Below are 7,694 nucleotides of genomic sequence, written 5' to 3'. Positions count from 1 at the left end.
CGCCGGTTACCATCAGCGTTATGTGTAGGAGCAAGGAAGCATGAATCCATTCATTTTGTTTACGCTTTCCGGGCCTTTGGCCGGTGCTATAGGCTGGTTCTCGGACATATTCTGGCTGTTCTGGATTGGTGTGGCTTTGGCTGTTGTGAACTTGGTCATGAACCTTGCCTCAGGGGTTATGAAGCTTCCAGTTCTCCCCTTAGCCTTCATCTTGATTAGCGCTGTAATTCTTTCCCCGTGGCATCTGGGTGCGGGGGTTGGCCTACTTATTTGGACGACTGTAGAAAGCGTAGGTGAGCTAATGAGTAAAAACACAGCCGATGCATCCTGAAACATCACATAACCAGTGCAGGCACGGCGACGCCCATTACATTGCGCCTTTGGCTCCATTCCATGGGCGCGCATGCTGCAAGCGTTAGGGGTCATGACTGTAGAGGGTAATGGTAGCCTTAGCGTCAAAAAGGGTACGCCGCAGTTAAGCAAAACGGCATGAGTTAACCCTCGTCAAAGCAAAAGTTAAACTCCGTGCTATTTTGTAAATATCCGCTTAGGTTGTGGGGCATCCCACATTAAGGATTGAGTTGTAAGTTTAAATTTCTTCGCTCAGTTCTTCGTGCAAAATGGATAAAGCGGAATATAGTTTAAAGCGTATTAGTGGAATACGAGCCTTCGGAGAGAGTATTAATGTCCGAAGTTAAATAAATAACGGGTTGGGGGAATGAGCGACTTCGGAATAACATAGTAAAATCCGAAGTGAATTAAACCCCTAACCAGTAGCAGCAAGGGACAACAACAAAAGCGGCCAAAGAGCCGGCCACTGTCATTGTTGCCCCTGTGCAAAGCGTTATGCATCAAGGAGGAAGCTGTGAAAGAGACCGGGAAAATCAACTATGTTGAGATACCATCTAGAGACCTTGAGGTCACAAAAAGATTCTTTGGTGATGCATTTGGGTGGTCGTTTGTAGACTACGGTCCTGAGTATATAGCGATCGAGAACGCGGGATTGGATGGCGGGTTCTTCAAGTCAGACAAGGTCGCCACAACCGACAATGGAAGTGTTTTGGTTGTCCTTTTCAGCACCAATTTGGAAGCAAGTCTCGAGACAGTAGAGTTGTCTGGCGGAAAGATCGTCAAAGATATTTTCTCTTTCCCGGGTGGCCGACGCTTTCATTTTACTGATCCTAATGGCAATGAATATGCCGTCTGGTCAGAGCCCAATGCATAACAAGCCACGGAAGACGGACGCGTGAGACGCGCCGCTTCGTTCAGCGTTAGGGATAAACACAGGCTAGGAGTACTTTGTGGCAAGGAAATTTAATTTTGATCTTTTTCGGCTAAACATTGTGGATCTAATTGATCTGTTTATGCCTGATCAGTCCTCTCTCATTAGAAGTGATGAGGATATTGTCAAGTTACTTGAAATTGCTTGCTCTTCTGAGTTTGATAAAGAACAAGAAACATATACTGCAAAGTTCAAATGGAGTTTAAGATACTTTAGCGACTACAAAGACTTAATCCCTGATAGGAGAATGCTATCAGCTGTTCTTGCGCGATCTATTTTGGAAAAAGACGGACTTATTGTTACTGATGATGGGATATCAGAAGGTTCTTCTGCATCGAATCCACCGCTAGCTTCTACAATGATAGTGTTTTTTGATTTAAAAAGACACTTGGTGGCAGTTGAGCATTCCGGGGAGTTATCACAAGTATCTTGGAAAGATCACATCGAGAAAATATTTGACGACGTTTCGCTATCGCTAGGAAAAGCATCTACCATAAAACTTGAGCCTGTTCCAGAGAAACATGAAATAATTGGACTTTTCAAAAGTTTCGACAGAATAACAAGAATTAAGGCAACTTTGCGGATACCCAATCCAGAGCTGACTCGCTATACGCAAAACCTCTTCGACGATTTAAAAGCGAGCAATGTTCGGGAGTACACTCAGGATATGAAAAATCCAGGAGGGCTTTCTAAAGAAGAGAATGCTCGCCCATTTGCTACCGCAGTCTTGGCGCAGCAAGGTTATAAAACTGGCGATGTGCAGATGGAGGGGTATCGTAACGATGATTTTGAGAAGGTTATATCAGGGTCTAATGCTTCAAGAGGAGCTATCAACTCCTTAAAGCAGTTTGTGAGAGGCTTGAACGCTAATGCGAAGGCAAAGGAAACGAAAAAAGCGCTTTTCGAAATTGCAAAAGAAATAGACAGAATACATCCACTAGACCCCCAAGCCGATAATGAATAAGTCATTTTTGATAGCTTGGAGTTATGCATCTGAAGCCTTGCTTGCGACATTGGCTTTAGGGTTTCTTCTGTTGTTTTACGATGCCGCACAAATTGCTAACTTCTTAAAACCGGTGGCTAAGGACATCGCGGCATATTTTTCCAGTGTTATGTTTGCTGCTTCGGTTGCGTTTCTCTGGACATTCTATTCAAAGTCGGATACTCCGTTTTCGAAATGGCTCTATGAAAAGGGGGCTTTTACAGTCTATTTAACAGCATATATCGTTGCCGTCGCCATATACGCCTTGCTCTTCATACTTCTACTAGTCGCATCAAAGTCTAGTAATGTCTTTTTTTTGGTATTTACGGTGTGGGTGTTGTTAATTGGCATAGTAAACGTATATACGTTTGTTAGGAATGTAGTAGGCCAGCTTTTATTAAATATGGAGTTTAACCGTAAACATGATAAATAACCCTAACAATCACAGGCACGGCGACGGCTACTCCATGGTGGCTTTGCCACCATTCCGCAGCCGCGCATGCTGTTGGCGTTATATTTTCTAGGGAGAGGTCATGGGCGTGTTCAGCCTTTACAGAGGACGTAAAGTCGCCAAGTTGGCGGGGATTGAAGCTTTACGAAAGGGACCGCTCAAGCAGCGAATCGATATTGTGCAATTAGCACTTGATAATGGAGAGAGCGGCGTTGGTTTAAAGGTCGTTGCCAAGGGCCTGCTTTCCTACCAAGCGCTCCCGGTCTCGCTGAATAAAGAGCAGGCTAGAGAACTTGCCCATCAGATTCTTCAGGCTGTGGATGATGATTAAATATAACCAGTCATTCCAGTTCGTTCCGGCCCTGAAGGGCCTCCACCGGACGCCCTTTTCTCCGCTTCGCTGCGTAAAGGTCGCCGCTGAATATTGGCGTTAAATTCAAGGGAGCCTATGCAAGACAGTGGTTCGGGATTCGTCAGCACGCTGGAGTCGCTTGCTCAAGCTTTTGTTGTTGTTTCAGTGTTGTGGATACTTTTTCTGATTGTGGCTTGGCCCTTCATTACAGTATCTAGGTTTGTTTTTTACGTAGCTTCCCTCGGAGCTATCAAACCGACCTATCGACAATCCCTAGAGCACCAGGGGATCGTTGGTTTGGCGTTTATCATTTTTGTGCCGCTTCTCTTCTACCTGCACATTGTTTACGGGGCAAGGCTCTATGGCAATCAGTCAGAGTGAATTTAACCAGTCAATTAAGTTCGTTCCGGCCTGCGGCCTCCACCGGACGCCCTAGTCGGGCGCCGCTTATCATCGGCGTTACGAGTACTAGGGAGTAAACAAATGATTCGCGATTATCGGGAAGCCGATATTGATCAAATCTTGGCAATCTGGCTATCTGCATCGATTAAAGCCCATGATTTCATCGAATCTGCATTTTGGAAGACGAAGATTAGCGAGATGCGTGATGTATACATCCCGGCATCGGAGACGCTTGTGTATGAAGCCCAGGGAGAAGTTGCAGGGTTCTATAGCCTCTATGAGAGTAATCTCGCTGCGATCTTTGTTACACCAAAATCACAGGGCCAAGGGTTGGGCTCAGTCCTGATTGATGATGCGAAGAACCGGCGAGAGAAGTTGCAGCTCACTGTTTACAAAGAAAATACTCCTAGCATCAAGTTCTATGAGAAACACGGATTCACTGTACTTGGAGAGCAAATCGATGAGCATACCGGGCACCCTGAGCTCATCATGGAGTATCACTCGTAACAAGGCGCAGCAGTATGCGGCCGTTGGCCGCCGGACGCTCGTAAACTCACGCCGCTGTGCTTGGCGTTATAAGCCAAGGCCTCCGTAGTTTTTTGATGGCTGGGTGCATGGGCCTTGGCGGCAAATCGGGTGGTCGTTTCTGGTTTCGCGTCGTGGCCAAGGCCAGCCAAATCGTTGTGTATTCTGGAAGCCAGCTTTGGCTTCTTTCGGGTTATCGGCAGTGTGCCCAGGTTGTGGGGCAATTCGTCGCAAATCCTGATCGGGGCGGGTAGCTTGGTGGTTTGAATCGGTGGCGGATCGCGAGTAGGTGCGGGGTTTCTTTGGTGTTCGCATGCCAGCTGCGGGTTGGATCGAAAACCATCGGGTGAATCGGCTTTTAACTAGTCGCTGTAGTACGCGGCCGATGGCCGCCGGACGCCCTTTACATTGCGGCTTCGCCTCCATTACAAGGGCGCCGCTAAGCTAAGCGTTAATCAACCAAACGGAGGAAGGTTTGGCAATTTCAGACCCGGACACCAAAATGCTATGGGGAAGAGCCGCAGGCATCTGCTCTAATCCCACTTGCAAAGCTGACTTAACCAGCTTGGTTGAGCAGGGAAACTACAATGTGGGAGAAATGGCTCACATTATCGCCAAGAGTGCAAAAGGCCCGAGAGGAGCGGGTGCGGGCGGGAGTGACTCTTATGACAATCTGATTTTGCTTTGCCCCACTTGTCATCGCCACATTGATAAATCACCAGATGGAACGTACACGGTCGAGCAACTTCATGCTTGGAAAAAGCAGCATGAAGACACGATCAGAGCTCAAGCTTCTGAGCTCCGATTCTCTGATCGTAATGAGCTTGTAGAAGCGGTTTCAAGGCTATTAATTGAGAATCGCAGTATCTGGATGGAATACGGTCCGGAATCCATCCCGGCCCAGAATGATCTTGGCTCGAATGCTCATAGAATTTGGAACTTACGAAAATTAGACACTGTGATTCCAAATAACAATAAAATCATCAACATAATTGAAAATAACTCTAGCCTGATAGACGCCGCTGACTACCAAGAATTTATAAACTTCAAAAATCATGCTAAATCTTTTGAGCAGAATCAATATACTAGGTTGGATCACTACGTAACATTCCCTCAAAGTTTTGCAAAGGCTTTTGGTTTATGAACAACGGAAGTAATAACTGGAACGTGCCCTACAGCCAGATTACCTGGTTTTCAAGTTTGCTCGATTCGCATGGTAATGTTGAAGATTTCGAGCGAAGCCAAGATATTGTTTTTGACGTCAAACGGAAAAACCAAAAAGATTCGATTAGGATAGTTTGTCTAAATAAATATACCATGGGCCAGACTATGGTTTCGCGAGTTTTAAATGAATTTGAAGGAGTGAATATCATTTACATAGGCGGAAATTGGAACGGCTATACATCGGAAGCGAAGGAATTTTGCGTTGATTCAAATATAGGTATTTACGTTTCAGGTGAGATTAGTGGCGCACTTTGGAAAAATGAATTTTGGTCATATTATAAAAAAGATGAAGACGGAAATAGAGTCATGTTTATCCGGGAAGAGTAACTTACTGGCAGTGTATGGATTCGGCTCCTTTTTTCGAGGAAGTAACTCGTATTCCGATATAGATCTATTGGTCGTCTGCCGAGATAACTCTGATGATGCTCTGGAACTCTATTATCATGTACTACGTAACCTTCACTTCAAAGAAATTTCCACAGACGTTCCGATTGATATTACGTTTTTATCACTTTCAGAATTTGAGTCCCAGCCGTTGAGAGATATGGCTGAGTTGGTGCCTTTATGGCGCCATCAATGATTAACAAGTGGCTGTTGTCGGACGCACCTACGCTGGCGCTTCGGTGCGCCGCAAAGCCAAGCGTTATAAGCCAAGGCTCTAGTGATTTTTTGGTGGTTGGGTGCATGGGCCTTGGCGGAAAATCTGGAGTAAATATTTAAACTTTCGGTAACGGCCAAGGCCATCGAACTCCGCATCCAATTTGGTAGCCGGCATTGGTTTTTACGGGTTATCGGCAACGTGCCCAGGTTGTGGGGCTGTTCGCCGAAAGTTCTGAGTAGGCCGGGTAAGTTGGTGGTTTGTATCGGTGCCGGACCGCGAGCCAGTGCTTGGTTTTTTTGGAGTACGCATGGACGTTTTGGTGTGGACCGGAAACCATCGGGTGACCGGCTTCTAACCAATGCATTAAATACGTTCCGGGCCGATGGCCCTCCACCGGACGCCCTAGTCGGGCGCCGTTTATGCAGGCGTTAAGTGTATCCAATGGATGATCGAGCATTTTCAAAGCTTACTGAATTCCTCCAGCAGGTCCCGGCAATCGATGGATCAATAGGGTACAGGTCTGAGGATGATGGCCGATGGTGGGTAAAGTTCACTATCGATGTTGGTCATAAGTTGGCGTGGCAAACGGTGCAAGAGTTCGGGCATGTGCTCAACTACCTCTCAGTAAATGAGAGGCTGCCAACTTCTTTCCATCCCGTGTCTCCGCCGCCATACATGAATGGCGGGCCTGAGGAATTTTTATCTTGGGTAATCGAGTGTCACGATCCTGAGTTCAAGCCAGGAACTTGTGCTACGTGGTTGGAGGGTAGACTACCCAATCCGGTGGCGGATCTCGAACAATGGGAAATGGACTAAACACACTTAACCAAGCGGTCAACCGGACACCAAAAGCGTACCGCTTTTGGTTCCCTCCGCTGCGCTCCGGCGCCGGTTACCTAAGCGTTAACAGGAATGGAAGCATGACTAGAAAGTCCTTTTTGGCCCAGTTTCTTGGGGCACTGGGAGCCGAAAGGATTAACTGGGGACTTGAAACTGAAAATTATATTTCAGGTACCGTTCTCTACGAGCTCGATGACCCAGAGGAATTCCAGGATTTCTGTTGGCATAAAAGTGAAGCAGAATTGCCATCTCAACAGGTTTTCAGCTTGGCAAAAGTGCTCCGCGAAGAACGCCTTTTGAGCATCGATAAAATCACAGTATCAAGAGGCGAGCTGAAAAAGCGATATGAAGCTGCGTGTGGTATTCAGATGGAGCTCAAGGAATTCGAGTCAGTACTAGAATCCCTCGAAGAGATTGAGGTCCCCATGGTGGATGACGGAGAAGAAACAGATATCTACTTCATCCACGAATAATGCTCCTGTTAACAAGTAGCGTCAGTCGGACCGTTTTGTTCCGCTACGCTCCACAAATCGGCCGCTGCGCAAAGCGTTGAGGCTGTATAAAAACCCCAAAACGGATGGTTTTTGGTAGCATTGAGCAAACAGACAAGGAGCCGTCGGCATGCCTCGTTTCAAGCACTACAACTACGACCAGGATGCCATGGTCGTGATCAACTATCAGGAACAGCTTCAGCCCGGCACGTTTGAACACGCCGTTCATTACCTGATTGAGCACAAGCTGGATCTGTCGGTGTTTCACCCCAAGTACCGCAATGACGATACAGGCCGCACGGCCTACGACCCCGCCATTCTCCTGAAAATCATTCTGTTTGCTTACTCCAAGGGCATCACTTCCAGCCGCGAGATCCAGTGGTGCTGTGAGACCAACATCATCTTTAAAGCCCTGTCCTGCGATACCGTTCCCCACTTCACCACCTTGGCCAAGTTCGTCAGTCTTCATGCCGATGAGATTGAAGAACTGTTCGAGCAGGTGTTGTTGGTGTGTCACGAACAAGGCCTACTGGGCAACGAACTG

General features: G+C 46.9%; 13 protein-coding genes. 12 read left to right on the top strand and 1 reads right to left on the bottom strand.

The annotated features are described in order from the left end of the window. Window positions 1–40: 40 nt before the first annotated feature. The 7 genes from KO508_RS05530 (at window position 41) to KO508_RS05500 (ending at window position 3,976) form a co-directional block, all read left to right on the top strand. On the top strand, window positions 41–331 hold the full coding sequence (locus KO508_RS05530; RefSeq protein ID WP_216007367.1) for a hypothetical protein: 291 nt from the start codon (window positions 41–43) through the stop codon (window positions 329–331). A gap of 534 nt (window positions 332–865) precedes the next feature. After that, window positions 866–1,225, top strand: coding sequence for a VOC family protein (locus KO508_RS05525; protein ID WP_216007366.1), 360 nt, complete (start codon window positions 866–868; stop codon window positions 1,223–1,225). A 76-nt stretch (window positions 1,226–1,301) separates the two neighbouring features. Further along, window positions 1,302–2,246 carry a hypothetical protein gene (locus tag KO508_RS05520; RefSeq protein ID WP_216007365.1) on the top strand — a complete coding sequence of 315 codons (945 nt, stop codon included), beginning with the start codon at window positions 1,302–1,304 and terminating at the stop codon, window positions 2,244–2,246. Next, window positions 2,239–2,697, top strand: coding sequence for a hypothetical protein (locus tag KO508_RS05515; protein ID WP_216007364.1), 459 nt, complete (start codon window positions 2,239–2,241; stop codon window positions 2,695–2,697). Before KO508_RS05520 ends, KO508_RS05515 begins: the two co-directional genes overlap by 8 nt. A gap of 100 nt (window positions 2,698–2,797) precedes the next feature. Continuing rightward, a complete protein-coding gene (locus KO508_RS05510) occupies window positions 2,798–3,046 on the top strand; it encodes a hypothetical protein (protein WP_216007363.1) in 249 nt (82 codons plus the stop codon). A gap of 117 nt (window positions 3,047–3,163) precedes the next feature. Beyond that, window positions 3,164–3,448, top strand: coding sequence for a hypothetical protein (locus tag KO508_RS05505; RefSeq protein WP_216007362.1), 285 nt, complete (start codon window positions 3,164–3,166; stop codon window positions 3,446–3,448). Window positions 3,449–3,550: 102 nt separating this feature from the next. Continuing rightward, on the top strand, window positions 3,551–3,976 hold the full coding sequence (locus KO508_RS05500) for an N-acetyltransferase (RefSeq protein WP_200367434.1): 426 nt from the start codon (window positions 3,551–3,553) through the stop codon (window positions 3,974–3,976). Here KO508_RS05500 and KO508_RS05495 read toward each other — a convergent pair. Beyond that, window positions 3,967–4,218, bottom strand: a complete 252-nt coding sequence (locus tag KO508_RS05495) for a hypothetical protein (protein ID WP_216007361.1) — start codon at window positions 4,216–4,218, stop codon at window positions 3,967–3,969. The two genes, KO508_RS05500 and KO508_RS05495, sit on opposite strands and share 10 nt — an antisense overlap. 251 nt (window positions 4,219–4,469) lie before the next feature. Between KO508_RS05495 and KO508_RS05490 the strand changes: the two genes are divergently transcribed. From KO508_RS05490 to KO508_RS05470, 5 genes are all read left to right on the top strand, one after another. Next, on the top strand, window positions 4,470–5,138 hold the full coding sequence (locus KO508_RS05490; RefSeq protein ID WP_216007360.1) for an HNH endonuclease signature motif containing protein: 669 nt from the start codon (window positions 4,470–4,472) through the stop codon (window positions 5,136–5,138). Continuing rightward, window positions 5,135–5,545 carry a hypothetical protein gene (locus tag KO508_RS05485; protein WP_216007368.1) on the top strand — a complete coding sequence of 137 codons (411 nt, stop codon included), beginning with the start codon at window positions 5,135–5,137 and terminating at the stop codon, window positions 5,543–5,545. Before KO508_RS05490 ends, KO508_RS05485 begins: the two co-directional genes overlap by 4 nt. Further along, window positions 5,478–5,798: a nucleotidyltransferase domain-containing protein gene (locus KO508_RS19035; RefSeq protein ID WP_354668009.1), complete on the top strand. Its 321-nt coding sequence runs from the start codon at window positions 5,478–5,480 to the stop codon at window positions 5,796–5,798. The genes KO508_RS05485 and KO508_RS19035 overlap by 68 nt, the downstream gene beginning before the upstream one ends. Window positions 5,799–6,739: 941 nt before the next feature. Beyond that, complete coding sequence (locus KO508_RS05475; protein ID WP_216007358.1) at window positions 6,740–7,132, top strand: hypothetical protein; 393 nt, start codon at window positions 6,740–6,742, stop codon at window positions 7,130–7,132. A 148-nt stretch (window positions 7,133–7,280) separates the two neighbouring features. Next, window positions 7,281–7,694: transposase (locus tag KO508_RS05470; protein ID WP_216007357.1), on the top strand; the 414-nt coding region annotated here is incomplete at its 3' end.

Origin of the sequence: Marinobacter salexigens, assembly GCF_018860765.1 — a bacterium.
In the GTDB taxonomy this organism is placed as follows: Bacteria; Pseudomonadota; Gammaproteobacteria; order Pseudomonadales; family Oleiphilaceae; genus Marinobacter; species Marinobacter salexigens_A.
The sequence above is the reverse complement of the archived record's forward strand: the minus strand, read 5'-3'. Positions and strand labels throughout refer to the sequence as shown.

Excerpts from the sequence above, each read along its gene's own strand:
- KO508_RS05530 (WP_216007367.1), top strand. The coding sequence starts at position 41 with ATGAATCCATTCATTTTGTTTACGCTTTCCGGGCCTTTGGCCGGTGCT.
- KO508_RS05515 (WP_216007364.1), top strand. The coding sequence starts at position 2,239 with ATGAATAAGTCATTTTTGATAGCTTGGAGTTATGCATCTGAAGCCTTG.
- KO508_RS05510 (WP_216007363.1), top strand. The coding sequence starts at position 2,798 with ATGGGCGTGTTCAGCCTTTACAGAGGACGTAAAGTCGCCAAGTTGGCG.
- KO508_RS05505 (WP_216007362.1), top strand. The coding sequence starts at position 3,164 with ATGCAAGACAGTGGTTCGGGATTCGTCAGCACGCTGGAGTCGCTTGCT.
- KO508_RS05500 (WP_200367434.1), top strand. The coding sequence starts at position 3,551 with ATGATTCGCGATTATCGGGAAGCCGATATTGATCAAATCTTGGCAATC.
- KO508_RS05485 (WP_216007368.1), top strand. The coding sequence starts at position 5,135 with ATGAACAACGGAAGTAATAACTGGAACGTGCCCTACAGCCAGATTACC.
- KO508_RS19035 (WP_354668009.1), top strand. The coding sequence starts at position 5,478 with ATGAATTTTGGTCATATTATAAAAAAGATGAAGACGGAAATAGAGTCA.
- KO508_RS05475 (WP_216007358.1), top strand. The coding sequence starts at position 6,740 with ATGACTAGAAAGTCCTTTTTGGCCCAGTTTCTTGGGGCACTGGGAGCC.